Genomic DNA, 24,115 nt, shown 5'->3' on the forward strand with positions numbered 1-24,115 from the left:
GAATAGGTGGGCTGATCACTGCGTGTTCGGAGGTGCTGCGAGTAGGGAGTCTGCGAGGCATTCATGTTGGTGATCTCTCTTATTGTTGTGTCATAGACCCCCTCCCTTGCGGGAGGGGATTGCTGCAGACAGCTTGCGTGGAGCTGTCTGCGAACTCAGCGCTTCAGCAAATCGAGTGCGACGTCGACGATCATGTCTTCCTGGCCACCGACCATACGGCGTTTGCCCAGCTCGACCAGAATGTCTACTGCCTTGATGCCATAGCGAGCAGCTGCAACTTCTGCATGGCGAAGGAAGCTCGAATAAACGCCGGTGTAGCCGAGAGCGAGAGTCTCGCGGTCAACGCGTACAGGACGATCCTGGAGTGGGCGAACCAAATCATCTGCTGCGTCCATGAGAGCGTACAGATCAGTGCCGTGGTTCCAGCCCAGCTTGTCTGCGGCTGCAATGAAGACTTCCAAGGGAGCATTGCCAGCACCGGCGCCCATGCCCGACAGGCTCGCGTCGATGCGGTCACAGCCTTCCTCGACGGCGACGATCGAGTTGGCAACGCCGAGGCTCAGGTTATGGTGCGCGTGAATACCGGTATGAGTGGCCGGATCGAGGACTGCCTTGACTGCACGGAAGCGGGCACGAATGTCATCCATATTCATCGCGCCGCCGGAGTCGACGACGTAAATGCAGGTGGCACCGTAGCTTTCCATCAGTTTTGCCTGCTTCGCGAGCCCTTCGGGGGTCTGCATGTGGCTCATCATCAGGAAGCCAACCGTGTCCATGCCGAGCTCACGGGCGTATTCGATGTGCTGCTTGGAGACGTCTGCCTCGGTGCAATGGGTGGCGACACGAACAACGCGAGCGCCTGCGGTATAGGCTGCTTTGAGGTCGTGCAGAGTACCGATGCCTGGGAGCAGCAACGTTGCAATCTTGGCGTGCTTCACTGCGTCGGCGGCAGCTTCGATCCACTCGATATCGGTGTGCGCGCCAAAGCCGTAGTTGAAGCTGGAGCCTTGAAGGCCGTCACCATGCGCGACCTCGATCGAGTCGACCTTGGCGGCATCCAGTGCACGAGCGATGGCCTGGACCTGATCCAGTGAGTACTGGTGACGAATGGCGTGCATACCATCACGCAGGGTCACGTCCGAGATGTAGAGCTTCTTACCGTTCATATCTGCGCTCCTCAGGCCTGGCTCATGGACTGTGCCATGCGCTCGGCGGTAGCCAGCGCGGCAGAAGTCATGATGTCGAGATTGCCTGCGTACGCTGGCAAGTAATGGGCAGCACCTTCGACCTCAAGGAAAACTGAGGTCTTCAGGCCACTGAATTTGCCTTGGCCAGGAATGTTCAGTGGGGCAGACTCAGGGATGACTTCAAACTGCACTTTCTGCTTGAGGCGGTAGCCAGGGACATACGCATGCACTGCGGCAACCATTTCTTCAATGGAGGCCTCAACCTGATCCTGATCCGCAGCTTCAGACAACACGTAGACGGTGTCGCGCATCATCAGAGGAGGCTCAGCCGGGTTCATGATGATGATGGCTTTACCTTTGGCTGCACCACCGATCACCTCGATGGCTTTCGAGGTGGTTTCGGTGAATTCGTCGATGTTGGCCCGGGTGCCCGGGCCTGCCGATTTGGAGGCAATCGATGCGACAATCTCTGCGTAATGCACTTTGGCAACACGCGATACCGCAGCAACCATCGGAATAGTTGCCTGCCCGCCGCACGTAACCATGTTCAGGTTCTGCGCGTTGACATGTTCTTCAAGGTTCACGACCGGCACACAGTAAGGGCCGATAGCTGCCGGAGTAAGGTCGATCACTCGAATGCCCGGCTTGCACTCACGCAGCATGGCGTCGTTTTTGACATGTGCGCCGGCACTGGTTGCATCGAAGACGAAATCGATTTCAGCAAATTCTGGCATTTTGACCAGGCCCGCGACACCTTCGTGGGTAGTAGCGACGCCCATTCGACCTGCGCGGGCAAGGCCGTCAGAAGCAGGGTCGATACCAACCATCACAGCCATTTCCAGGTGCTTTGAATTGCGCAGGATCTTGATCATCAAGTCGGTGCCGATGTTTCCGGAGCCGACGATGGCGACTTTGCGTTTTGTTGTCATTTCTAGATCTCCATCACTCGACACTGAACGACACGCCGACGCGGCCAAGGCCTTCAATTTCGGCTTCAAAATGATCACCTGGACTTACGCCAACCATTGGCCCCAGGGCGCCAGTGAGGATGATGTCGCCTGCTCTGAGAGGCTCACCAAACTCAGCCATTGTGCGGGCGAGCCAAACGGCCGCATTCAGCGGGTTGCCCAGGCACTCAGCACCACTTCCGGAACTCACGACCTCACCATTTTTGGAGAGGCGCATCGTTGCACCGCGAAGGTCCAGGCCATCAATGCGCTGCGCAGGGCCACCGAGTACAAAGCACCCGCTTGATGCGTTGTCAGCTACGGTGTCGGCGAACTTGATGTTCCAGCCTTCGATGCGACTGCCGACAATTTCGAGCGCCGGGAGAACCCAGCCAGTTGCGGCGATGACGTCTGCAAAGGTTGTAGAAGCGCTAGGCAGGTCGCGCTCCAGAACCAGTGCAATTTCCGCCTCGATCTTGGGCTGAAGAACACGCTCGAACGGAACCACTTCGTTGTCGCCGTACGCCATGTCGGCAAACAGGCAACCGAAGTCAGGTTGGTCTACGCCCAGCTGCGCTTGGACCTTAGGGTTGGTCAAGCCGATTTTGCGGCCCACCAGGCGTTGCCCATTGGCGATGGCGTAGGCTTGGTTCAGGCGTTGAATCGCATAGGCACTTTCCACATTCGTGGCGCCGATGACGTCACGCAGTGGTCCAACAGGCTCGCCCTTTCCTTCAGCTCTGCGCAGATCAGCCGCCAAGCGCTCAAGGGTCTCTTGTGTGATGTTCATGCTGACCTCGATCAGTGGGTGAGGAAGTCGAGAACCATGCGGTTGAACTTGTCCGCGTGTTCCCATTGGGCCCAGTGGCCGCATTTGTTGAAGACATGCAGTTGAGAATTGGGAATGCCAGCAACCAGACGCAGGCCGGTATCCATAGGGACAAAGCGGTCGTTGCGCCCCCAAACTACGAGGGTTTCGGCCTGAATCTCGCCGAGACGATGACCGAAGTCGGGGAATTGCTTGAGGTTCGCAGCGAGGCTTGCGGTGAAGTTTTCGAGATGATCTTTACGAGCCAGCATGTTGTCGAGGCGTGCTTGGAACAGCTCCTCCGTGAGATCGCTGGTGTCGTAGACGAAGATGTTCATCATCTTCTTGAGGTTCTCGATCGTTGGTTCGCGGTACAGTCCGTTCAGCAGCTTGATACCTTCAGTTGGCATCGACACGAATGGGCTGACCCCACCGGTGCCACCGCCCATAAGCACGAGCTTGCCTACGCGCTCAGGCCAGGTCAGCGTGAACGCCACGGCAGTGTGGCCACCCATGGAGTTGCCGAGCAGGTGTACTTTGTCCAGGTCCAGCTTATCGACCAACCCTTTCAGAACCCGGGCATTAAGATCGGAGCGAGAGCCGGTGCTGATGATGGAATCACTTTTGCTCCAGCCAGGGCAGTCCATGAGAATGACCCGGAAACCGGCTTCTACCAGTGGCTCGATGTTGCGATTGAAGTTAGCCCAGCCGCTAGCACCAGGGCCGGAACCATGCAGCATGACAACCGTTTCTTTGCCTTCACCGCAGTCGTTGTAATGAATATTCAGATCCAGCTCGCCGTCTTGGATGCGAACGAATTTGCTGGTGCCTTTTTCAGTAATTGCAGTCACGATTGATTCTCCGTGAAGGTGTGTTAGCGCTGAGAGTGCGCACTGATAGAGCCGAAGCCTGCGATCCACTCCGGGATCTCTCGGTAATAGCGATCTGTCGCGGTATATGCGCCGTGGGCAGCGAGTGCTGAGAACGCAGCGACCCAAGCCTTGACCTCATGCGTGGATTTACCGGCCAATTCGGAAAGATGTGCGTTGGGAAGTTGATCTAGGTCGCTTAGCAGGTCCTGCTCAACAACGTCGAGGAAGTACTGATCCCACTCAGGGTTCAGCGGATGCAGGGTGGTCTGGTCTTCGACAAACCGCTCAGCTGCAATGACCACTCGTTGAGTGCGAGCAGTACGTTCGTCCTCTGGCAGATTGCGGCCACTTCCCATGAGCCGATCAGCCATCCGAGCATCAACTTTGGCTAACTCTGGAACTGGCGGTTGGTGTGAGAGGCCACCCGACCCAAGGAACAGCACCCGCTTGTTCAGAGTGCGGGTGAATCGACCAACCGCATCACCCATCAATCTGACTCGTTCGAAAGTAGGCAGGGGCGGGGCCACGCAGTTCACGAAGATCGGCAAGACCGGATACTTGTCCAAACCGCCAAGAAGAAATTCGAGCGGTTGAGCGAAGCCATGGTCGACCTGCATGCGATACGAAACAGGCATGTCGATGCCATTGCTGAGCAGAGAATCAGCGCAAGCTTCAGCGATAGATTTGGGCACAGAGAGGGTACCGGCAAGCGAGCCAAAATCGCCTATGGCTTCAGCCGCCGTGCCCAGGCAGAAAGGGGGCATAACATCGTAGAAGAAGCCGTTGTAATGGTCTGGAGCGAAAAGCACTACGAGTTCAGGGTCGAAAGCGGCGATGCGTGCACGAGCAGCGCGGACCACCTCATCTACTTCATCGAGCACGTTCTTGGGCGGATCGAAATGCCCAATGAGGGGCGTGTGCGATAGGCAATGCAGGTAAGCGTTCATCGATACGAAACCTTCACGTCGTGCCCCAGTGCAGGCCGCCTCGCACTGGGACGGCATGAGCGTCTCCTCAACTCCCAACAGGGGCAGAGGGGCAACGCCATGCAGGTAGATTTGTTTTTGTCTGCCTAATCATCATGCACGCTAGAATGCTAGCATGCAAGCTTGACGATGCCCGCTCATCGCCGGCCGGATCCTTGGCTTGAGAATGGGGCGCGACGGATGACTAAGCGATGGATGCAAAAATCTGGTTTACTATCCGAAATGCTAGTATGCAAGCCAGTTAGCGAAATGTTGAACCGCGCATTCAGTCCTAGGAAAACCACACCGATGCAAGTGGCAAACAAGAAGACCGCTATCTACCAGCACATTTTGGAGCGCCTACTGAATCGTAGGTATGCGTTCGGTGAAAAAATCCTGGTCAAGGAAATTGGCGAAGAGACTGGTGTCAGTCGTCAGCCGATCATGACCGCGCTGAATAGCCTGCAGGAGAGGGGCTTTGTTGTGATCACAGCCCAGGTTGGATGTGAGGTTGTGCACCCTACACGTTTGGAAGTTGATGACTTCTACCAGATGTTCGCGAACAACGAAGCGCTCATCGCAGGGCTTGCTGCTGAACGTGGGTCCCCTGATGATGTGCTCCGTATGTCTGAGATCAACGACAAAATTAGAAGCATCAACCCAGCTCACAGCGATGCCGCGGACAGCTATCGAACATTGAACGTCGAATTCCATCGCCTGCTGCACGCAATGGCAAAATCGCCAATACTCTCGGCGCGCCAAGTCGCCAATTTTGAGCTGTCCGACTTTTTCATCGTGCAGACCTGTGGCTTCCAAGTGCATTTGGATGCTGCTACTGATGAGCACGATGAGATTCTTGCAGCGTTGAAAACCCGAAACAAAAAGGCCGCAGCCAATGCGGCTGCGAGCCATATTCACAGTGTGGCCAAGGATGTCGTATCTAAAATGCCTGAGGATGCGAAGCTCGCCTCATAGTGGGAAGGCGAACTCAAGCCATACCGAGTCGCCTTTTGGGCCGTTTTTGACCGCGGTCTCACGCATCCACTTGAGGACGACTCCTGATTTCTGATCGAACGCATAGAAAATTTGGGGGCCAACGGCGAATTTACTCAGCCGATTTCCATCATCGAGGTCACCATGGTCGTAGCGATCGTCGGTGACCTGTTTGGTGTAATAACCCACTAAGCCCAACTGGACCTTGGGATTCGACTGCAGCCTGTAGCCGAGCAGGTAGTCAACGTTGAACACGTTGCCCGAGCGATAATCGGTGTCGTCGTTCTTCGCATTGATCGTGAAGGTGGGAGCAATCGAGACCTCCCAGTTAGGGTGGGGGAACCAGGTTAAGTCGAATTCCTGGGTATAGCTCGCATTGCCCGTCGGACTATTCGCTAACTTATTGCCGTCATAGTTACCCAATGGGACGAAGGCGCTGAATCCGGTTAGCAAATGCAAATTTTCTGAAGGCGAGTAGCCGACATAGAGAGGGGTTAGGTACAGCTGCCTGAAGCCTGAGTCTATATCGCTATTTCCGAACGCCTCAACCTTGATCTTGTTTGCTGAACCGATGATTCCGCTGCTGAGTGTAACGCCGCTATCAAACTTCACATCCCATGTATGTACCACACGAATGGCCTGAACAAAGTTTTCGAGGCTGAATCCAGGGACAGAAGATTTGCCACTGTTGTCTTTGAAGCTATCCGCCTTGTAGTAGGCGGTATAACTGTACAAAGAGGTTTCACCTGGGGGAGGCAATATTGCTGGAAGAACGGTCTGTACGCCCAGCGGCCAAACGGTATCCCCATTTTCAGTGCCGTAACATAGCGAAGAAACGAGCAAAGAGCAGCCGAGCGCGCTGGCAACGCCAACGCGAGTTACATAATTTTTCATTGTTATTATCCTATGTAATTTTTACCGCTGAGAGTGGGCACCAATCAGAACGAATGTAACCAGTGCAGGTTCGGTCCCAGGGTTTCGCCAAGCATGAATGTTGCCTTGCTGCACCACGATGTCTCCGCTCGCGAGCTCCCTGATCTGGCCGTCACCCAGTTCGAGAATGAGTGGACCTTTGACCACAATGCCGTAGTCGATCGTCGGGGAGGCGTGCATACCTGGTCGCGCTGGGTCGAAGCATTCATAAAGCCCAAGCAGGTGGCGTTGCTGCTCAGCATGAGCTTCCTCGGGATTGAAATCCGAGGACTGGAAGATTGAGTCAGGCGGGAAGCTCACCGCCAGGCACTTAGTTTCTCCAGGCTGTGGCAGCAGAGAAGAGGTGGCTTGAACCGGGTCGTGAAATGCTTCAGGAAGGGTCGGAGATGCCACCGTTTGCCAGATCAAAGAGGTAGCGAATCCTGGAATCTTTTTGTACTCATACGTCTGAGGCGCCACACCGTCGGCAAGGAATACAGCTTTACCGTTCTGCGTACCCGCAACCACTCGTCTCACTTTCATGTTCGGTCTCCGATTGAGCGCCGCCGATTGAGCGGCGCTGCACTTCAGGTCAGGCTGGGATTGATAACAACGTTGGTGAAACCGCCTTTGCGGTCTGCTATTGCATCCATCGCCTCGTTGACCTGTTCGATGGCGAACACCTCCTGGTCGAATACCGACAGATCTAATGTGCCAGCGGCAGCCATTTCGGCCATGTCCTGACCTTCTGCCACGGTGAACCAGAGGGAGCCGATCACGCTGATCTGGAAGCACATGAGTTTGAACATCGGTACCGGCAGGTCCTCAGACATCCCGCCGATATCCACCATGCGACCGCCGCGGCGAAGCGCACCAATCGCCTCAACGGTAAGCTCATGAGGAGCACCCGGGCCAACCGCGTCGATGAAGACGTCAGCACCGAGCTCATCGGTGTGCTGCCGAACCCAATCACCCAGTGGCTCATCGCCGACGGAAATCGTGAAAATGCGATCTGGGGCGAGAGCACGTACGCGCTCCAGCAATTGGCGGTTTCGGGCCATCGCGAAGATTTTTGTAGCCCCCATGGCCAGGGCAAGCAGGACGGCCCCGAGTCCTAGCGTTCCGGTGGCGCCACTGATCAGCACAGACTGACCAGAACACACGTCTGCTTTTCGAAGGGCCGAATACGCGGTGCCGAGATAGCCAAACCGACATCCTTGCTCGAAGGAGATCGCTTCCGGGAGCTTGACCAAGCCTGACGCCGGCGCGGTCATGTATTGGCACAATCCGCCGTAGGGGTAGTCTTCGAAGATTTCTTGGGAGCCTGGGCCAAACCCGAAGTAGCCCTGGAAGGTGAATGCGGTGCAGTTGATGTGCTGACCGCGCAGACAGGCATGACAGGAGCCGCAGCTACGGCCGGGGTTCACGTACACGCGGTCTCCGACTTTGATGCCGTGCACGCCTTCACCCACTTCTTTAACGATGCCGGCAGCATCCAAACCGTAAACCGCCGGCAGCTTCGGAAGCGGGAGGTAGGGGAACCAGGTGGAGTAGCTCTCGATGACATTGCGAAGGTTAGGTACCAAGTTGCAAGCCTTCACCTCTACCACCACGTCATGTGCACGGGGTCTAGGTACCTCGATCGAGTCTAGTTCGAAGGTCGGACCAACCTTGTGAAGGCGGGCAGCTTTCATCATGCTCATTTCTATTTTCCTTATTTTCATTGGGCCAGAGGCCGTGGGCACTAAACAGAAGGGAACCCCTCTAGCTTGCGATAGCGAAAGGATTTATCTGTCTGGGAAAACGAGTCGGAGAAGGTTGCCTCGATGGCAGCCATTGGAGGATTTCGTCACATGCCGGGGTGACGAGAAGGGCGATGAGTCTTTGCACGCAATGCTGACCATGATGGGCACCGCTTGTTTGTAGTTATAGATTCATCATGCATCACTAGAATGCTAGCATGCAAGAGGCATTTCGACAGACGGGATAACCCCGGCTCTAATGGCTCCACGACGCGGAGACCTGCTGATCGCATAGCCAGCAGCCAGGGTGTGCTTCCCATCCAAGCGCTGAGCTGGAGGTAGGTAAAGATAGGGGAGAAAACAGCCAAGACCAGCTCTACCTCAGCGCCGATGAGCTTTTGAGCGAGAGCAGAAAATGATGTGAATTTGAGGGCGCTGGTGGAGATCGAATCGCCGGAAAGCCCCGCCGTTACGGCCTTGTAAACTAGTTTTTTTCACTGTAAACCACTGTGGTTTACAGTGAAAAAAACAGGTTTACAAAGGTGCTATAAAAGGCATTGGATGCTCTTCGGGCAGCATCGCACTGGGAGGGATCAGAGGCTCGGCCAGTGCCTACGAGAAGCGCGTGCGCTCGTAATGAACCGCGTAATGTCTCTTCAAGATGATCCCGAAAGATCCACGCTAGGTTATAACGACCAGGGTTTGAATCAAATGGTAGCCAGCTCCAAGGCAGAAGCGACTAGCCACGACTATTCACTGAACAGGTACTTCTGGCGGGCTCTTGGGGTCACTAGGGGTTAACCATCCTCTCTCGCTCACCCCCCCGCATAGCTTTCAGCTGCCAGCATCTCGCGGCGTGGGTTTTCTGTCACATATCGAAACCGGAATATTTTTCCGTCACTCGCTTGACGTTATCTCGGAATCGATATAGCCTTTTCTTGCTGATCGTCGTAAACCCTGCGCGAGCCAAAGTGAGGCTGCGGGTACATCAGCACATTCCATAACGACCTGGAGAAGACCGATGAAAGCGCATCCGAAAAGGCCAACCCAATTCACAAGGAATCTAACAAATGCTGGACGATCTAAAACCAATCGAGTGGCTGGGCAGTAGTAAGGAAGACCTCCGGGACTTTCCGATGGTGGCTAGGCAGCGGGCCGGGTATCAGCTGGAGTTGATACAGGAAGGCGACGACCCCGTAGACTGGAAACCAATGGAAGTCGTAGGGCCTGGGACGCGGGAAATCCGCATCAAGTGTAGAGACGGGGCTTTTCGCGTGTTTTATGTGGTGAACCGGCCGGACGCGATCTACGTCCTGCATGCGTTCCGCAAGACCACAGAAAAGACGGAAAAGTGCGACATTGACTTGGCGAAAGCCCGGTACAAGTCGTTGGACTGATGGACTGCGATACCCCCTGGCGGTAACCAGGGGGGGAGTGCCGACCCCTTTCCTTACTGGCGAGGGGTAAAGCTCTAGGCCCAGTCCGTGCTCGATTAACTTTTCTAAATGCAATAGATGTACTGAGAGGGATTTAATAATGGCAAACGAACGCTCTACCTCCGTGTGGGATGCGTTGGTTGATTCGCCAGAAGAAGCCGAGAACCTTCGGCTGCGCTCCAAGCTCATGCGAGCACTGACCAAGACCATTAAGTCTTGGGATCTGCCGCAGAAGGACGCGGCTCGACAACTGCACGTAACTCAGCCGCGTTTGAGTGAACTGCTGAATGGGAAAATCGACAAATTTTCCCTGGATGCACTGGTGAACCTACTGGCCAGCGCGGATCTGGAAGTTGATTTCGTAATCAAAAAAAAAGCCGCGTGATTTAAGCTGAAAACACAAATACGGGCTGGCCTAAGGGCTGGCCCGCCTGGTTATTATTGGGGCGGGTTTGGAGCAGGCGCTTCAACCTAAGGTTTGAGCACGTTCCATAGCGTTGACCCTTTACACTCACAAATTAGTTAAGGAATACCGTTATGGATTTCATCACTACCGGTGTCATTGCAAGTACTGTTTACGACGTCTTGAAAGCCGGCGCGAAACTCAGCGCAGGCGTTCTGAAGGAACGACTGGAGAAGTGGCTAAAAGACGACGTGGTTGCAGAGGCTGTAGCCGCTGAGCTTTCGAAGCTGGATCTCAATGAGGACCTGAGTGAAAAAGCAATTGAAAAGAGAATTGACCAGTCCCAAAACTTGGGTGCGCTGATTCATGGAATCAACGCCAAGGTATCTGTTGTCGGCCCTGCTACGGTGACCAACGTTAATCAAACACATAGCGGTAGCGGTGATAACGTTGGCGTAAATAAGATCGTTAACTGAATAGAAGGAAGAATCTGAGCGTGAACACTGTTCAGCAATCCCATAGCGGTGATGGGGACAACGTCGCTCGTGACAAGATCATCAATGAGATCCGGTCGCTGGCTCCGAAAGATCTAACACTGTTGATGGAAATGGTGTTCGAAAGCCTCCGCCAGAAAAATCTCGCGGGGGCTAAGGCTCAGATGGCGATGCTCAAGACCATTGCGCAGCGCGATCAAGAATCTGCAGCTTTGGCTGAGGTCATGTCGATACAGGTGGGGCTCACCGAGGCGCAGGATCGTGATAAAGCCTGGGTAATTGTCGCGAAGATTATTGGTACCGCGACTAATCCGATTCTCAGGGATGTCTGCCAAGCCGCTCTGTTGCAGCTTTCTCACGGTACAAAGCAAGAGGATGATGCCCGAGCACTTTACCTTGAGGAAGCTGCGCCTGGTATCTACGCTAAAGAAGCTTTCATGCGTTATCACGCGGATGAAGAGCAATTGCAGGCGGCATTGGTGGGCTTCCCCCCCGAACCTGTATTGACCGGTATCGTGGGGGGTGCACTACGGCTGGAGAATGGCAGTTTATCGCTGCGTGCAGCCGACCGATTGAATACGTTGTACGGTTCGTACAACTCCAAGGTGCTGCTAGCGATGGCAACCGGCCTCTGCCTAAATCCGGACATTGCTGACTATCACCTTTGGTTACACCGACCTGAAGTTAAAGACAGAGTTGATGGCCTTAGGGATTCGGTCATTGCTCTTCTTGATGAGTCCGGTACGGATGGGAGGGCGCATGAGCTCGGTTGCTCAATTTTGAAGGTTTATCACGGCCAAGAATGTGAAAAGCTGTTCGAAGCGCTGAAAAAAAATCTTCAGCATATGGATCCTAATCGATCTGATGAGATCGCCCGTTTCAAAGCGCTTGCTGGGGAAAGTTCGATTTTAGAGCAAGCTGATCTTGACATGAAGGAAGCATGCGAGGATCCCAAAAAGCGATCGGCGTGGTGCCGGCGGTTTCTTGAAAGTAGCCCACATCCGCTGGAGCAGGTAGGGCCCTTCTTCAATCTTGCAAATTCATCAGAACTCGCAGAGTGGCTTGCGAAGGAGCGGATCCTTTCCGATGCTTCGGAGATGGAAGAAGCATATATCAGACTGGCTGCCTGCATATATGAACACAATGGCCATAGTGATTCGCTTACACACCGCCAAGATATCAGTGAGCAGATGGACCAATTTGTTACCCGGTGGGCGGAAGTGTTGCCTTCGCTCAACCCATTAAGCGTATTTGATCTGGCTGAGAGGCTCACTGCTGCCGATTTACCGCACAAAGCTCTAAAGCTAACCACGCCCCTGATTCCTAGCCATGAGCTATGGCCGTCTCATTATGTCTTGGTCCACATGCAATGTTTGCAACAGGCTGGACAGAACAAAACCTTCAACGAATTGTTGGCGAGGATACGTGGCGCTGATCGGTCTGTACCCTTGTTGAGCTTGCAGTCGGTTCAAGCTGAACAGACCGGCCATACGGCTCAAGCGATCGAGCTCAGTGACGCGATGATCAAACTCGCGCCGGAGTCTCCGTGGCCTTGGTACCGGGGCTGCTATCTTCTTGATCGGTACGGTACCCTTGAGGAGCAGCGGGCTTTCCATTTGCGAATTCCGGATTCGCTTTTTGAACGCCCTTCCCGTGAAGTGAAAGGCATACTCTTTTTCCTAAGCCGGGCCGGGAGTTTCAAACGTGCTGAGGGGCGTTGGGTCGAGTGGATGATTAGAGCTCCGCGCAAACACGCAGTGGACTTTGTAAATTTCCATTTTGGCTTGGCGACTGGACGGAGCGAGCCCATAGATGTTTCCCCATCAATGGAGCAGTGCGTTGATGCGGTCCAGTACTGCCATGAGCGTGAGAGACTGGTAAGGCTAATTGTGGAAGACGATCACAATAGCAGCGAATGTACACTGTTAGGCTCTAGCCAAGTAGGGCAGCTCTTGCTCAGCCTGTCTCCAGGCGAGAGTGAGAATCTGAATATGGCGACGTTTAAGCTAGAGGAACGTTTGCCGCCGTATATTGCTTGTCTGCGAATTGCACTGAAGTTGCGCCATCAGCATAACGATGGGCGTGATTGCTTCGTGATGATGCAGATGCCTTCTGACCCTGCCGAGTTCATTCCTTTATTAGAAGAAAAAATGGCTGAAGGTGCGGAGCGGCGTGAGCGTTTACAGTCGATGGATGCGATTCCACTCTATCTTCGAGGCCATGCCCTGTATCCATCCGATGCTTTCAAAGCAGCTCTGAATTGCTGGAGCGACCCAAAGGTTCCCAAATCCGCATTGAGTGACGTAGGAGAGGTTGAGCCTTTGGCGGTCGTCTTGGACGCATATGGCATTGGGTACCTAGCGATTACTAATCTTGCGCAATGCTTGCTCGACAGCGGCATAACTTTTGTTCTGCCCGCCGCTACAAAAGAGGCCCTAGAGCAATTTCTGAACGAGATCACTGACGACAAATTCATGATGTTAGGCGTAAATGAGGCGGGGAGGCTATCCCGAACAACGGCTTCAGATCTGAAGGAACGAGATGCGCATGTTATTAAGGCAGTGAAACTTATACTAGAAAATGCCAAAGTTATTCAGCCGCTTGTTCATGATGCTGAATTGGAAATGTTGACTATTAAAGACGGTGTAGACGCTACCGTTTTTGACGCAATGCAGCTCTCGGTTGCGAATAATATTCCGTGGTTTTGCATGGACGGGGCGTTCATAGCTCTACATAGAGTGAACGGACATCCGTTGGTGAACACCCAGGCCGTGCTACATCGGGCCATGAACGGCTCACCTTTTGAATTCGCACAAAGACGTCATTCCCTGGTCCTCTATGCCTTAGGGGCATTACCTCTGCCTGTCACCTTCCAAGACTTATACAGGCTGTCCAGCACACATGACTCGCTTGCAGGACTCATCTTATTCAAGATAATCGAAGTTCATGGGCGCGAAATCTTTGGTCCGGAAGGTCGCCTGGATTATCTATTGGATTTTGTGTATCTGCATCTTCTGACTATGTTTGGGCGAGAGTCCACGGCAATCCGCTCGCGTTTCAGTCCTTGCATTGCATATACATCCCATGTCTTTAACCATGGTTTAGGTCTCTATCTTGAACTGTCTGATGAGTGTAATGGGGAGTTTCGTTTGGCGGCCGCGGTTCGTCATATGGGCCGTGCGGCACAACGAATGTCTGCGTTTGGGGGAGATTATCAGCCATTCATTAGAGACTTGTTAGATCGTTTCATGAGCTTCACTCAAGGTCGTTTCATGGATTGGAGTATTGTAAGTCAAAACTACAGACTTATTTTGCAACAGGAGTTAGCTGCGGTTGGAGATTGTGGCTCAGCAGATGGCGAGTAGGAAGTAACGAGGTGTTATTAACTGGCGCGTGTTACTAGCTCCTAAGCTAATTGGCGTGCCAGATATTATTTCTGATCAGAATACGAGCTTTTCAGTTTTTAGAGCGCATAGAGATGACCTTGTCATCATGCTGCTTAGCTTTCAAGGTTTGGTTTTCGCTCATCAGCACTTCATTTAATGAGGCAAGCATGGAGATTTTATAGCGAAGTTTTGCTATTTCCTCGCGCAGTGCACGTACTTTTTGTCGCTCAGTATGTAATTTTTGAGCTTTCAAATCGCGTTGTGCGCGACTAGAACGACCTTGAATTTCTCGGACCGCTTCAGCGACTGCCGGGTAATGATTGTGAATTAGAGCTGCAGAAACACCTGCCTCACGAGCTACAGCAGCGATAGTTAACTTTGTTTCTCCCTTTTTGGATCGACCGTGCTCTATTTTTTTCAGCGCGAGCATTAGATCCTTCTCGCGAGCGTCAGCTGTCTTACTTTTAGTTCCCATTTTCATTACCCTCTGCGTCAAATCCGAGCTGCAAGAGAACACTGCGACAGCGTTCCAAGTCACGCATGACGCGTGATCGGCCGCCTTCTCCAATGTCGTCACATTTTAGCAATTCTTTTAGGGTGCGGAACATGTGACTGTATAACTTTAAATGCGCTCGACTTATAACAGCGTTGTTGCAATCGCCGCAACGGGTCCTTTCTGATGTATTTCCTATGCAGGCATCATTGTCTGCGGTGCACCATGCATGGCCATTGCTACGAATTGAAGTGCTCTCTGCAATGGTGAGTACCATCGTTCGATGATCTTTGAACAAAGCAAGGTTGGCTGGATCGCGCTGCCAACGTTTGATTGATTGCCCATAACCTCCGGCCAAAGAGTCGTCAGATATCCAGTCACTTACTGTGCGTACTTTAATATCCGTGAGTTCGGATTGGATGTCATCGTAAAGCTCGAGGTCAAACTGCTGGCCCCATTCGCCGTCCATAGCATAGCCAAGAGTCATATCCATGCTCCAGTGTGCAAAATGCTCACGGAGGTAACGCAGATCGCCGAATTGGCTATGTGCCACGTAGTTGGCAAATTTCCGACGAAATTGGTGGCTGTTGAGGGTCCAATCGAGTCCAGCAGCTCTGCCAAACTTTTCTAGCTGATCATCCCAGCTTGAGTTAGAAAGCACTCTGGCCTCATTTTTGTTTCGCTTATACAATCCTAGAAACAAAGCATTTTGGTGATTGATCGCTGGGGCGATTGCTGGGTCGAGTGGATCTATATGAGATCGATGATTAATTTCTGCAGAAATTAATGCCTGGTACGGTATGGCCCACCGTTCCATAAGGTGAATAGCATGGGCGGCAACCTCGGGGATCATCCAGTCATGGGTACCTGTTTCGGTCTTTGAGGAATTCGAACGTAACCAGTGATAAATCAATCCGTCCTCCCCTTCTGTGCAATGATGAGCCCCAAGCCTCATGTCAGCTATTTCGTGATTGCGGCAGCCGGAAGTAGAGGCAATTACGACGTAGCATGAAGTTCGTAAATCTATCAGCGACTTATTGAACTCAGCAATGCCCTTTTTCCAGCCCCAAGACGCAAGAGTTTTATTTTTGGCTTTAGTTACAGACCAACTGTTCACAATTTGATTTTCGGTTATATAATTCTCGACTGCATCTCGGATGTCCAGCAGGTGGGAACCATCTAGCACCTGCGTATAGGCCCTCTCAAATAGAGCGCAGAATACCGAGTCTGGCATCAGTGGAGTGGTACATGCATGAGGTTGAGCCTTTATTCCCGCCATTGCCGCCATTGCACCAGTTGAGGTTTTTGGCCAAGGGGGCTGAGGAATAGGAGCACTGGTATATTGGCTCAATTCATAGAGCGCTTGCACGGCTGCATAACGTTTGGCCAACGTTGCAGGTGAAAGTGGTTTGTTTTTACGCGCCTTCACGCGCTCATCTTTACATTTTTGAATGTAGTTAATACAAACAAAGCTGCTGATTGCTCTATGATCATTTATTCCAAGGCTCTCAACGTAGCGTAGAAATAATTTAATATTGTGAAATAGCCTTATTGCGGCCATTCCTCTCGGGCGTTTTTGTTTCTCACGGCCGCGTCTCAGATAACGATACATTATTTGCTTCATTATCGGTCTAAAAAACTGCGGGACCTTCAAAAAATCAATGTGACGATCGGATGCACGTGCATTGCTTGGTATCCCCTCCATTTGCCATCGATCGTCCTCGTATCTGCTGAGAACTACCCACTTGTCAAATATCTTTGTGCCAGTGATGATCATCGTCTTACGCTGATCTTCCTCTGTTTCACGTAAATCAGAAGGCTGGAGTTCAATAGCGTCCCATTGATTAATGTCCATCATTCCGCTCACGTTAAGATAGCTAGTGCTGCATCATATGACCAAAAAGGATGCGGCTTCGATTTTGCACGTTCACGAGCACTTTCAACCTGGCTCTTTTTGAAAATACCACGCTTCAAACCTTCCGCCACAATGTAGTTGTCAATTAGGCGAGGTATGTGTGCGTATTCCTTAGTCCAGCGTCGTTTATCCATGTGCGAACGTTCAGCGAAAACCCGAAAATAAAAACTAAAAAGTTTATACAAATCTTCAGCTGTTACAGCGTAATGCTTGCAGCGTAAGCAATTTAGAAAATTTGTGCACGTTGCGCCAGCTGTTTTAGGGGCATACTGGCCGTTTATAGGGTCACTGCAGCGTCCCGTGGGAGTTTTTTTATAGGTTGTTCCTATGCTCCCAGAAAGCAACTCTTGTACCAAGAGTTTTCCCATGAATAGCCAATTACGTTTTGAGTCTTCATTAGGAGCTAGATAGTTTCTCCCTGCTACCTGAGGCGTATTACCGAGCGCAATGGCTGTTGTTGTTAGGTCACCACCAGTCAATTCATATATGCGATTTCCGAAAGTCTTGCGTAGGCGTGAGATATTAATCCGCAGCGGCTGACCGTCAACGTCTGTAAGATCATAGTCTGCTACGAGCTTCTGGCAAGCACGCATCATCGCACTGCCTGTCGGCGTGCTTATTTTTCCGGAATCCTTACCTCCCCGCACGCGATAAATCCACACCCTGGTTTTTAAATGATCCGGGGCTTCGGGAATCAACTCTTCAGTCTTGGCAATGACCTGCAGAATCAACTGCTCAATGTTTGCTCTGACGGACGGGGTGGATTCCATTGCTTGTTTGTCTTCAGAGTTGCCACGTAAAGCAACTTTATTAGTATTGTGTCCGCGCCGTTTCCATAGTACTAAAAATTTTGTATTTTCTTTAGGATGGGAGCGAAGACAGTCCCGGCCCATTTCAAATAGAGCTGTAGTATTACGACCAGTATGTAAGGCTATGATAAGTAGCGCATAGCATAATAAGTCGCACGTCAATGGCTCATCCGCATCCCAAATGGGTAGTGCCGCATGCTTGACGGCGCTGGTGAAGGCTTGACGCTGAGCTTTTGGTAACGCTGTTTCGCCACTAACTTTTTTATTGTGATGCGGGAATGGATTGGGGGGGAATGTAGCTTCATCTCCAGCAGGGATTAGCGTTATAATTCCGCGCTGTCCTAACGCAGTTAGCACACCCTTAAGAGCTACGTAAATACCCCTTTGATAACTCTTGGACTCTGTTTTTCTAGCAAGATGGGCTAAAAATTCGTCCATCAACTTTCGATCTATGTGAGATAACGTTAAATCATTAATTGAGAATTTCTTTCGTATCAAAAGAAATTCAAGGAACTTAGTTACTCCATTGCGCCAATAATTTACGACGGTGGCGACTTCGATGAAGCTGTCATGGGATGTTAGAAATCTTTCTATTTGATTTTGGAAGGCGTAAGTAATAGAGTCTATGCCTACATCATACCAAGGCGAGAAGTCAAGTTTTCGGTAGGAAGTGGTGTTTATCCCGCAGTCTACGTGCCTGATGGCTGGGGGAATGAATCTACAATTAAATTCAAATTCTTCCGATTTATATCTCGCTTCGCTTGGAGTAGCTCTTTCAGAGTGCATTTGAGTTCTAATGTAAAGTTTTCGCTTTCCCATCAGATTGATTCCGCGAAACTGTTTATTTCATCGTCGTAGGCCAGGACGGCACTGTCAGCTGCTTCGTTGACCAAGTGCAGATATATCATTGTGCTTTGAATAGATGCGTGTCCCAGCTGTCTCTGCACGAATACCAATGGGTCTATATCGCCAGCACTACGCTGAAGCATCGATAAGGTATGGGTTGCATAGGTGTGGCGAAGCATATGTGGATGGACGCGTATGCCGACCTTTTCACCTGTGCTGCGTACAATGCGCTCTATCCCTTTTCCATCGGCCGAAAATGGTACGCCGAACTGGTTGAGGAACAGGTTTTCATGCCTTTCATGGCTCAATGAACTTCGCTCGCCTCGGACCTGCACTAGATATCGGTAGAGATCATTTACGAGTCGGTTGCTGACGTAGATATCACGGGGTTGACTACCCTTTGTGAGCATGCCGAGTCCATCAAAGGGGTCTAGACGGATACGAAAGTTTCGAGCGCCTGATTCGGCTTTGTGTGAGTGGGAAATGTAACTCAGAGGAAATGTTGCGATTTCCTCTCGACGTAGACCAGTCTGCAGAGCCAGCCTAATTATCATTCGGTGATGAGGATTCTCACTGGCTGATAATAATTTCTTTGCCTCGATTAGGGTCAAAAACTTTGGAAGTTTTCGGTGCAAGGGTGGCATTATATCGTTAGCGAAAACTTTGCCTCCCTTGGCATCAAGGTGTGCAAAATATCTTGGCGCCTGCTTTAATATCCGCTCTTCATGGCGGAATGGTAATTTGCGTATCCACCCAGCTAGCTGAGCGTGTTCATAGAATTTGCAAATGTAGAGAAGCCGCTGTCTGGTGGTCGAGCGGGCCAGTGAGTAATCGATAAGGCAGTAGTCTCTATAGACAGCGAGCAAATTTTTAGCTTCGCCACGGTCCACGTCACGCCAGTCGAGATCATTTGATTGGAGGAAGCTGAAGAAATCGTAAAGTGCACGAGCAGTGCTGGGCCAAGATTTTTTTGATCCTATCCCGCCCCTTAGCAGGTAGTGGCGGAGAAAGTCATTTGCTGGAGCGCAGCTCTCCATCGAGTCCCAGAGCAGAATTGGAAAGCCAGGGTAAGGACGCCCAGCAATCACAAAGTCTCCAGTCGCCCAGACGAGTTCCAAAAGCTAGCCCTCCCTCTGAAAGATCGAAAATTCTTATCGAAAGGTCTCAGAGAGAGCGGCTAGTACATCTGGTTTGTAGCCGCTTAGCTCCTTAAATCTAAAACTAGCTGACAGCTAACACTTAGCAAGCGCCTAAACACGGGGTTTTCCTTTTTCAAACGCCGCTTGTTGTTCGGCGCTGGCTTCTTTCTGGTATTGGGCTTTCCACTCGGCGTAGGGCATGCCGTACACCGCTTCACGGGCGTCATCCATGCTCAGGTCGAGCTGGCGCTCGTCAGCCGCGGCCTTGTACCACTTGGACAGGCAGTTGCGGCAGAAGCCGGACAGGTTCATCAGGTCGATGTTCTGCACGTCGGTGCGCTTTTGCAGGTGTTCGACCAGGCGCCGGAACGCGGCGGCTTCGAGTTCGAGCTGTTGCTGTGGGGTCATGGGCGTCTCTCAGGTCATGCGATTCTTCAGGTGGCGGCCACCGTTGATGACCACCTGGCTGCCGGTGCTGTACTGGCTGGCGAGCAGGTATTTGACCGTCTCGATCAGCGGGCCGGCGCCGGGTTCGAATTCCAGCAGGGCCTTTTTCAGGGTCTGCTGGCGGTAGGCTTCATCGCCCCCTTCCTTGAGGATCAGCAGCCCGGGCAGGATACCGTTCACATGCACCTTGGGCGCATATTTTTCGGCGAACGACAGCACCATGTTCTGCAACGCGGCTTTGGTGGCGGCGTAACCAATGTGGCTTTTGCTGCCGCGTGAAGAAGTCTCGTCGCAGATGTGGATGATGTCGGCCTTTTCCACCTTGGCCAGCAGGTCGCCCAGGGCCAGGTTGAGGTGGTAGGGCGCTTCGACGTGCAGGCGAAACATGGTCTCGAGGTTGTCGAGGCCATCGTCGAGCCACAGCGAGGCGTTGTGGATAATGGCACGCAGGCCGTCGTAATGGTTGTGCAGGTAGTCGATCAGCGCCTGGCGGTCGGCCGCCTGGCACAGGTCGGCCTGGAACTGCACGATGTTCGGGTGGGCCGCTTGTGGCTGGACACTGCGGCTGGCACTGACCACCGTATGGCCGGCCTGTGCCAGTTCAAGGGCCAGGGCCAGCCCGACGCGCTGGCTGGCTCCGGTAACGAGAATGGGGCTGTTCATGTTCGGGGCGGTCAACTTGTCTGTCCTTTGGTTGCCGCCCAGCATACCCGAACTGTTTCCCTGTTGTATGGCCTGGCCTCAGCGGCTGCGCAAGGCACCGGCGGTGGCTGGGGAGGCATGCAGCCAACCGGCCAGCAGGCGGGTGGAAAGAGGGATGAACAGGTACACCATCACCGGCGTCAGGGCCAAGGTGCTGAGCAGTACCCGGGGCACCAGGTCGAGGGCTGCCAACCAGTGGCCGAACACCACGTTGAACGCCAGTGAGACCGGGAAAAAAGCCAGCCAGATAGCCACAGCCTGCTTCCATCGTGGCGGTTTTTGCACCATATTGGTGCCGAACCAGTCGTCGATGCCACTTACGCGCGCTTCTTTGGGGCGCTCGAACAGGCCGTTGCCGCGTTGAAGCCAGGCCCGGCGCGAGGCGGAGTGTTCCCAGGCATGCAGGGTGGGTTCGTCGCTGAAGCGGAAGATGATCTGGAATTCGTCGCCATCGCGGGGCGGGGCGAGGATGCCCGAGCCGAGGTAGCCGGGGAAGTCGGTGGCCAGCTGCTCGCCTTCATGCAGCCAGGCCAGCAGGTCCTGGTAGCGGCCATGGGCGGCGCGGCGCGACACCATCAAGGTGACGGGTGGGGTAGACATCGTGTATCTCCTGGCAACGGGGCTGGCGGGTAGCTGGCCCCTTTGGCTGCGTGGCCCGGGGTGGTGGGCGACGCAGGCGTGCATGCAAGAATCGGGCGCGGATTATCGCGCATGTACGATCTTCGGCAAATGTCAGCCGGCAAACGGTTGCAGTCCTGTGAACGCTGCTGTCGTAGTAGACTACGCATTCAACTTCCGCACACAGGGTATCTCGTGCAGATGAACGAACAGGGACGTAATCCGGAGATCGATGCGGGCCTCGTGCAGCAGGACCTGTTCCCGATCCGTGAAGTCTCCCGCCTGACGGGCGTCAATGCGGTGACCTTGCGCGCCTGGGAGCGACGCTATGGCCTGATCCAGCCAACCCGCACCGACAGTGGCCATCGCCTGTACTCTCAGGCCGACATCGATGATATCCGCCGCATCCTCGGCTGGCTGGAGCGCGGTGTGACGGTGAGCAAGGTGGGCAGCATCCTCGCCCGTGGCCATGCCTTGGCCAGGCAGGCTGGCGGCCTGACGGGGTCCTGGTTGCGCTGGCAGCAGCAAATTCGCCAGGCGGTGCAGCGCTTTGACCTGGCGGGCCTGGACCGTCTGTTCGACGAGGTGTTTGCCGCCAGCATCCTGGACCAGGTGTTCGCCGAGGTGTTCATGCCTGTGTGGCACGACCTGGCGGTTGGGCAGGGCGGCTACGGGCAGGCCAGCGAGTGGCTGTTCCTCGACCAGTTCCTTCGTGGCCGAGTGTTTGCCCGCTTGCAGCTTGCCCATGTGGCGCGTAGCCGCACGGTATTGCTGGCGCCATTATCGGGGCAGAGCCACGAGCTGGAATTACTGGTGACCAGCCTGACCTTGGGCAGCGACGACATTGGCGTGACGCCGCTGCCGAGTGGGCAGCCACTACAGGAGCTGGCATTGGTCTGCGAACGGCTGAAGCCGGATGCGTTGGTGTTGTTTTCCCACCAGCCGCCCACGGCGGAACTCACCCGGCGCCTGGTGCGCCTGGCGGCCGTGCTGGAATGCCCGTCGTTATTGGCCGGTGAAGGGGCGGAGCTGGCGCAACACAGCCTGGCGGGCAGCCCGATCGCCTGCCTGGGTGCGCAGGGTGGTGTGATGCGTCAGCGGTTGCGGCAGTTTCTGGCCGGTCAGCTGGATACCTGAGTGTGCAACTCGGGGTGGGCCTGGCGATGGGCCTGGAGGATGTAGTCGCGCAGGCGCTCGATCTCTTCGGTCGGGCTTTGGCTGAAGTCGTAGGCCGCCAGGTCCGGGCCGATGCGCCGGCCCAGTACGCCATGCAGTTCGATAGGGCTGATGCCGCCAGGGGCGAAGCACAACTCGAAGCGGGCAGGTGCTTGCGGCAAACCACGGACTTCCAGCAACGCGCCCTTGAACGAAATTTCGCGAACCCACAGGCCGCTTTCCTGCTCATGGGCATCGAGCAGTGCACTCGGCTGCTCCAGCGTCAGGCGCCAAGGGCGCAGCATGGGGCCGTCTTCGTAGATTTCCGGTGAGCCCACTTGCAAGTGCAGGGCGTGGAACTCGTCTTCCACCAGTTGCAGCGGGAAGCTGATTTGCTGGTTATTGAACTGGGCCTGCAAGGTCACTTGTTCATTGGCCACCAAGCGGGTGAGCAAGCTTTGGATGCGGCGGTCGCCATTGACCAGCAGGCTCGACATGGAATCGGCCAGGTTCAATTGTGGCGAATGCTGCATGTTCTGTATGAAGTCCCGTTCGTCCTGGGTCAGGAGCGCTTCTGCTTGCATGATCGAACTCGGTGGCGGCGATTTCTTCAACGGGATTGACCGTGCGTGGCGTACTTGGTTCAGATGCGTTCGTCGGGTTTCGGACGAGCGCGCAGTTCGGCCAGTTCCCGTTCCAGTTCGACCTGGCGGCTGACATCTTTCTGGATGCCGATGAAATAGGTGCGTTGTTCGGTGTTGTGCCTCACCGGGGTGATCGACAGCTCGTTCCAGAAGGCGCTGCCATCCTTGCGGTAGTTGCGCAGTATTTCGCGGCACGGCCGGCCTTCGGCCAGGGCCTTGCGGATGCGCGCGCGGCCAAGCTGATCACGGTCGCCGGCCTGCAGGAAGCGGCAATCCTGGTAGAGGATTTCGTCACGGCTGTAGCCGGTCAGGCGTTCGAAGGCGGCGTTCACGTAGATGAGGATGGTGTCGTCGCCTTCCTGTTCGGCGACCACGATCCCGTCATTGGACGCATCGACCATGGATTGCAGCAATTGCGCGTTGATCATGTTCGGGCCACTTGTCGAATAAGGGCTGAGGCTGGCGACTTTGGTAGAGGCGGCCTTTTGCCAGCGCTGGATGCTAGTATCCTACGTTTTCACTCAGTTTCGGAATCCTCTACCCGATGAAAGTCGCCATTATTTCCGGATCGGTCTACGGCACCGCCGAAGAAGTCGCCCGTCACGCTGAATCGCTACTCAAGGCCGCAGGCCTGGAGGCTTGGCATGCAGCGCGTGCCACCTTGCAGGACCTTGAAGGCTTTGCCCCTGAGGCCTTGCTGGCCGTGACCTCGACCACCGGCATGGGCGAGCTGCCGGACAACCTCATGCCGTTGTATAGCAGCATTCGTGACGTTCTGCCTGCGGCCTGGCGTGGCCTGCCGGGCGCGGTGATCGCGTTGGGCGATTCCAGCTATGGCGATACCTACTGCGGTGGCGGTGAGCAAATGCGTGAGCTGTTTGCCGAGCTGGGTGTGCGTGAAGTGCAGCCGATGCTGCGCCTGGATGCCAGTGAGACGGTAACGCCGGAGGCGGATGCCGAGCCGTGGTTGGCTGAGTTGGCTGCGGCATTGAAAGCGTCCTGACCCCGGGCCAGGGGCTGCATTTGCCTGTCGGGGAGGTGGGGGAAGGGCTTGCAGGTGCATGACTGGGGATTTGAGGTGGTGCACAGATCGAGCGCCGCCCGCGCGGCGCTTCGCAGCACAAGGCTGCTCCTACATCTGTTTCGGGCCAGTTATTCCTGCGCCAGGTGGGTTGCAGCCTTGGTGCATGGCTGGAGATCGA

The 24,115-nt window shown here is 54.0% G+C and carries 24 protein-coding genes; 7 read left to right on the forward strand and 17 right to left on the reverse strand.

Annotation, left to right across the window (positions count from 1 at the left end; genetic code table 11):
- Window positions 1–155: 155 nt before the first annotated feature.
- Genes mhpE through mhpB form a run of 5 tightly spaced genes read right to left on the reverse strand, consistent with a single transcriptional unit; the run spans window position 156 to window position 4,761 of the window.
- Entirely contained in the window at window positions 156–1,166 is a 1,011-nt protein-coding gene (mhpE, locus tag ACIP1G_RS18880; RefSeq protein WP_400739787.1) for a 4-hydroxy-2-oxovalerate aldolase, read from the reverse strand.
- A gap of 11 nt (window positions 1,167–1,177) precedes the next feature.
- Window positions 1,178–2,116, reverse strand: a complete 939-nt coding sequence (locus ACIP1G_RS18885) for an acetaldehyde dehydrogenase (acetylating) (RefSeq protein ID WP_019437721.1) — start codon at window positions 2,114–2,116, stop codon at window positions 1,178–1,180.
- Window positions 2,117–2,129: 13 nt separating this feature from the next.
- Window positions 2,130–2,924 carry a 2-keto-4-pentenoate hydratase gene (gene mhpD / locus ACIP1G_RS18890; RefSeq protein WP_019437720.1) on the reverse strand — a complete coding sequence of 265 codons (795 nt, stop codon included), beginning with the start codon at window positions 2,922–2,924 and terminating at the stop codon, window positions 2,130–2,132.
- Between the two features lie 11 nt (window positions 2,925–2,935).
- Window positions 2,936–3,793 carry an alpha/beta fold hydrolase gene (locus ACIP1G_RS18895; RefSeq protein WP_400739789.1) on the reverse strand — a complete coding sequence of 286 codons (858 nt, stop codon included), beginning with the start codon at window positions 3,791–3,793 and terminating at the stop codon, window positions 2,936–2,938.
- Window positions 3,794–3,816: 23 nt separating this feature from the next.
- On the reverse strand, window positions 3,817–4,761 hold the full coding sequence (gene mhpB / locus ACIP1G_RS18900; protein ID WP_400739791.1) for a 3-carboxyethylcatechol 2,3-dioxygenase: 945 nt from the start codon (window positions 4,759–4,761) through the stop codon (window positions 3,817–3,819).
- Window positions 4,762–5,088: 327 nt separating this feature from the next.
- On the opposite strand from mhpB, the gene ACIP1G_RS18905 reads away from it, so the two are divergent.
- Window positions 5,089–5,754, forward strand: a complete 666-nt coding sequence (locus ACIP1G_RS18905) for a GntR family transcriptional regulator (protein WP_400739793.1) — start codon at window positions 5,089–5,091, stop codon at window positions 5,752–5,754.
- Here the strand turns inward: ACIP1G_RS18905 and ACIP1G_RS18910 are convergent.
- From ACIP1G_RS18910 to ACIP1G_RS18920, 3 genes are read right to left on the reverse strand one after another with little or no spacing between them, the layout of a single operon-like run.
- Window positions 5,749–6,666, reverse strand: a complete 918-nt coding sequence (locus tag ACIP1G_RS18910) for a transporter (RefSeq protein ID WP_400739796.1) — start codon at window positions 6,664–6,666, stop codon at window positions 5,749–5,751. The genes ACIP1G_RS18905 and ACIP1G_RS18910 overlap by 6 nt on opposite strands.
- 21 nt (window positions 6,667–6,687) lie before the next feature.
- Complete coding sequence (locus ACIP1G_RS18915; protein WP_400739799.1) at window positions 6,688–7,227, reverse strand: cupin domain-containing protein; 540 nt, start codon at window positions 7,225–7,227, stop codon at window positions 6,688–6,690.
- 44 nt (window positions 7,228–7,271) lie between these two features.
- Complete coding sequence (locus tag ACIP1G_RS18920) at window positions 7,272–8,387, reverse strand: alcohol dehydrogenase catalytic domain-containing protein (protein WP_400739802.1); 1,116 nt, start codon at window positions 8,385–8,387, stop codon at window positions 7,272–7,274.
- A 1,109-nt stretch (window positions 8,388–9,496) separates the two neighbouring features.
- Between ACIP1G_RS18920 and ACIP1G_RS18925 the strand changes: the two genes are divergently transcribed.
- The 4 genes from ACIP1G_RS18925 (at window position 9,497) to ACIP1G_RS18940 (ending at window position 14,124) form a co-directional block, all read left to right on the forward strand.
- Window positions 9,497–9,823, forward strand: coding sequence for a type II toxin-antitoxin system RelE/ParE family toxin (locus ACIP1G_RS18925; protein WP_400739804.1), 327 nt, complete (start codon window positions 9,497–9,499; stop codon window positions 9,821–9,823).
- Between the two features lie 139 nt (window positions 9,824–9,962).
- Window positions 9,963–10,247 carry a helix-turn-helix domain-containing protein gene (locus ACIP1G_RS18930; protein ID WP_093257666.1) on the forward strand — a complete coding sequence of 95 codons (285 nt, stop codon included), beginning with the start codon at window positions 9,963–9,965 and terminating at the stop codon, window positions 10,245–10,247.
- A 152-nt stretch (window positions 10,248–10,399) separates the two neighbouring features.
- Complete coding sequence (locus ACIP1G_RS18935) at window positions 10,400–10,741, forward strand: hypothetical protein (protein WP_400739808.1); 342 nt, start codon at window positions 10,400–10,402, stop codon at window positions 10,739–10,741.
- 20 nt (window positions 10,742–10,761) lie between these two features.
- A complete protein-coding gene (locus ACIP1G_RS18940; RefSeq protein ID WP_400739810.1) occupies window positions 10,762–14,124 on the forward strand; it encodes a hypothetical protein in 3,363 nt (1,120 codons plus the stop codon).
- 91 nt (window positions 14,125–14,215) lie between these two features.
- Here the strand turns inward: ACIP1G_RS18940 and ACIP1G_RS18945 are convergent, their stop codons facing one another.
- From ACIP1G_RS18945 to ACIP1G_RS18975, 7 genes are all read right to left on the reverse strand, one after another.
- Window positions 14,216–14,575, reverse strand: a complete 360-nt coding sequence (locus tag ACIP1G_RS18945; protein ID WP_400739813.1) for a TetR family transcriptional regulator — start codon at window positions 14,573–14,575, stop codon at window positions 14,216–14,218.
- Between the two features lie 34 nt (window positions 14,576–14,609).
- A complete protein-coding gene (locus ACIP1G_RS18950; RefSeq protein WP_400739815.1) occupies window positions 14,610–16,496 on the reverse strand; it encodes an integrase in 1,887 nt (628 codons plus the stop codon).
- Window positions 16,497–16,501: 5 nt separating this feature from the next.
- Window positions 16,502–18,181 carry a hypothetical protein gene (locus ACIP1G_RS18955; RefSeq protein WP_400739818.1) on the reverse strand — a complete coding sequence of 560 codons (1,680 nt, stop codon included), beginning with the start codon at window positions 18,179–18,181 and terminating at the stop codon, window positions 16,502–16,504.
- Window positions 18,181–19,326, reverse strand: a complete 1,146-nt coding sequence (locus ACIP1G_RS18960; RefSeq protein WP_400739820.1) for a tyrosine-type recombinase/integrase — start codon at window positions 19,324–19,326, stop codon at window positions 18,181–18,183. Before ACIP1G_RS18960 ends, ACIP1G_RS18955 begins: the two co-directional genes overlap by 1 nt.
- Before the next feature lie 132 nt (window positions 19,327–19,458).
- Entirely contained in the window at window positions 19,459–19,755 is a 297-nt protein-coding gene (locus ACIP1G_RS18965) for a DUF1244 domain-containing protein (protein WP_400739822.1), read from the reverse strand.
- Window positions 19,756–19,764: 9 nt separating this feature from the next.
- A complete protein-coding gene (folM, locus tag ACIP1G_RS18970) occupies window positions 19,765–20,502 on the reverse strand; it encodes a dihydromonapterin reductase (protein ID WP_063913386.1) in 738 nt (245 codons plus the stop codon).
- 33 nt (window positions 20,503–20,535) lie between these two features.
- Window positions 20,536–21,096, reverse strand: coding sequence for an antibiotic biosynthesis monooxygenase (locus ACIP1G_RS18975; protein ID WP_400739824.1), 561 nt, complete (start codon window positions 21,094–21,096; stop codon window positions 20,536–20,538).
- A 219-nt stretch (window positions 21,097–21,315) separates the two neighbouring features.
- Between ACIP1G_RS18975 and ACIP1G_RS18980 the strand changes: the two genes are divergently transcribed.
- On the forward strand, window positions 21,316–22,251 hold the full coding sequence (locus tag ACIP1G_RS18980) for a MerR family transcriptional regulator (RefSeq protein ID WP_400739826.1): 936 nt from the start codon (window positions 21,316–21,318) through the stop codon (window positions 22,249–22,251).
- Here ACIP1G_RS18980 and ACIP1G_RS18985 read toward each other — a convergent pair.
- Together ACIP1G_RS18985 and ACIP1G_RS18990 are read right to left on the reverse strand one after the other, a co-directional pair.
- Complete coding sequence (locus ACIP1G_RS18985) at window positions 22,236–22,853, reverse strand: hypothetical protein (protein ID WP_400739828.1); 618 nt, start codon at window positions 22,851–22,853, stop codon at window positions 22,236–22,238. The genes ACIP1G_RS18980 and ACIP1G_RS18985 overlap by 16 nt on opposite strands.
- A 59-nt stretch (window positions 22,854–22,912) precedes the next feature.
- Window positions 22,913–23,341: a PAS domain S-box protein gene (locus ACIP1G_RS18990; RefSeq protein ID WP_400739830.1), complete on the reverse strand. Its 429-nt coding sequence runs from the start codon at window positions 23,339–23,341 to the stop codon at window positions 22,913–22,915.
- Between the two features lie 116 nt (window positions 23,342–23,457).
- Between ACIP1G_RS18990 and ACIP1G_RS18995 the strand changes: the two genes are divergently transcribed.
- Complete coding sequence (locus tag ACIP1G_RS18995; RefSeq protein ID WP_400739832.1) at window positions 23,458–23,916, forward strand: flavodoxin; 459 nt, start codon at window positions 23,458–23,460, stop codon at window positions 23,914–23,916.
- Window positions 23,917–24,115: the final 199 nt, after the last annotated feature.

The sequence above is a fragment of the Pseudomonas sp. NPDC089392 genome, assembly GCF_044749595.1.
In the GTDB taxonomy this organism is placed as follows: domain Bacteria; phylum Pseudomonadota; class Gammaproteobacteria; order Pseudomonadales; family Pseudomonadaceae; genus Aquipseudomonas.

Coding starts and splice junctions, on each gene's coding strand:
- mhpE (WP_400739787.1), bottom strand. CDS start 1,166: ATGAACGGTAAGAAGCTCTACATCTCGGACGTGACCCTGCGTGATGGT.
- ACIP1G_RS18885 (WP_019437721.1), bottom strand. CDS start 2,116: ATGACAACAAAACGCAAAGTCGCCATCGTCGGCTCCGGAAACATCGGC.
- mhpD (WP_019437720.1), bottom strand. CDS start 2,924: ATGAACATCACACAAGAGACCCTTGAGCGCTTGGCGGCTGATCTGCGC.
- mhpB (WP_400739791.1), bottom strand. CDS start 4,761: ATGAACGCTTACCTGCATTGCCTATCGCACACGCCCCTCATTGGGCAT.
- ACIP1G_RS18905 (WP_400739793.1), top strand. CDS start 5,089: ATGCAAGTGGCAAACAAGAAGACCGCTATCTACCAGCACATTTTGGAG.
- ACIP1G_RS18910 (WP_400739796.1), bottom strand. CDS start 6,666: ATGAAAAATTATGTAACTCGCGTTGGCGTTGCCAGCGCGCTCGGCTGC.
- ACIP1G_RS18915 (WP_400739799.1), bottom strand. CDS start 7,227: ATGAAAGTGAGACGAGTGGTTGCGGGTACGCAGAACGGTAAAGCTGTA.
- ACIP1G_RS18920 (WP_400739802.1), bottom strand. CDS start 8,387: ATGAGCATGATGAAAGCTGCCCGCCTTCACAAGGTTGGTCCGACCTTC.
- ACIP1G_RS18925 (WP_400739804.1), top strand. CDS start 9,497: ATGCTGGACGATCTAAAACCAATCGAGTGGCTGGGCAGTAGTAAGGAA.
- ACIP1G_RS18930 (WP_093257666.1), top strand. CDS start 9,963: ATGGCAAACGAACGCTCTACCTCCGTGTGGGATGCGTTGGTTGATTCG.
- ACIP1G_RS18935 (WP_400739808.1), top strand. CDS start 10,400: ATGGATTTCATCACTACCGGTGTCATTGCAAGTACTGTTTACGACGTC.
- ACIP1G_RS18945 (WP_400739813.1), bottom strand. CDS start 14,575: ATGCTCGCGCTGAAAAAAATAGAGCACGGTCGATCCAAAAAGGGAGAA.
- ACIP1G_RS18950 (WP_400739815.1), bottom strand. CDS start 16,496: ATGATGGACATTAATCAATGGGACGCTATTGAACTCCAGCCTTCTGAT.
- ACIP1G_RS18955 (WP_400739818.1), bottom strand. CDS start 18,181: ATGGGAAAGCGAAAACTTTACATTAGAACTCAAATGCACTCTGAAAGA.
- ACIP1G_RS18965 (WP_400739822.1), bottom strand. CDS start 19,755: ATGACCCCACAGCAACAGCTCGAACTCGAAGCCGCCGCGTTCCGGCGC.
- folM (WP_063913386.1), bottom strand. CDS start 20,502: ATGCTGGGCGGCAACCAAAGGACAGACAAGTTGACCGCCCCGAACATG.
- ACIP1G_RS18975 (WP_400739824.1), bottom strand. CDS start 21,096: ATGTCTACCCCACCCGTCACCTTGATGGTGTCGCGCCGCGCCGCCCAT.
- ACIP1G_RS18980 (WP_400739826.1), top strand. CDS start 21,316: ATGAACGAACAGGGACGTAATCCGGAGATCGATGCGGGCCTCGTGCAG.
- ACIP1G_RS18985 (WP_400739828.1), bottom strand. CDS start 22,853: ATGCAAGCAGAAGCGCTCCTGACCCAGGACGAACGGGACTTCATACAG.
- ACIP1G_RS18990 (WP_400739830.1), bottom strand. CDS start 23,341: ATGATCAACGCGCAATTGCTGCAATCCATGGTCGATGCGTCCAATGAC.
- ACIP1G_RS18995 (WP_400739832.1), top strand. CDS start 23,458: ATGAAAGTCGCCATTATTTCCGGATCGGTCTACGGCACCGCCGAAGAA.